Annotated in this window: 1 protein-coding gene; it reads left to right on the top strand. The window is 73.8% G+C overall.

Annotation, left to right across the window (positions count from 1 at the left end):
* On the top strand, positions 1–468 hold a 468-nt coding region (locus tag HMPREF3105_RS12460; RefSeq protein WP_305791351.1), incomplete at its 5' end, for a TCP-1/cpn60 chaperonin family protein.
* Positions 469–545 lie beyond the last annotated feature (77 nt).

A 545-nucleotide genomic window follows, 5' to 3' on the forward strand; every position in this document is an offset into this window, starting at 1 on the left:
GAGCGCAAGCACCGCATCGAGGACGCCGTGCGCAACGCCAAGGCCGCGGTGGAGGAGGGCATCGTCGCCGGCGGCGGCGTGGCCCTGATCCAGGCCGGCGCCAAGGCGTTCGGCGGCCTGCAGCTCGAGGGCGACGAGGCCACCGGCGCGAACATCGTCAAGGTCGCCATCGAGGCCCCGCTGAAGCAGATCGCCTTCAACGCGGGCCTGGAGCCCGGCGTCGTGGCGGACAAGGTCAAGACCCTCGACGACGGCCACGGCCTGAACGCCGCCACCGGCGAGTACGAGGACCTGCTGGCCGCCGGCATCAACGACCCGGTGAAGGTGACCCGCTCGGCCCTGCAGAACGCCGCGTCCATCGCGGGCCTGTTCCTGACCACCGAGGCCGTCGTCGCGGACAAGCCCGAGAAGGCCGCCGCCGGCGCCGAGGGCATGGACCCGATGGGCGGCATGGGCGGCATGATGTGATCAGCCGCTGAGCCGGCCCGGCCCGTTCGGGCGCCCAGCCAGCGAGGCCCGTCTCCCCGTCCGGGGAGGCGGGCCTC

The organism is Micrococcus sp. HMSC31B01, assembly GCF_001816085.1.
In the GTDB taxonomy this organism is placed as follows: Bacteria; Actinomycetota; Actinomycetes; order Actinomycetales; family Micrococcaceae; genus Micrococcus; species Micrococcus luteus.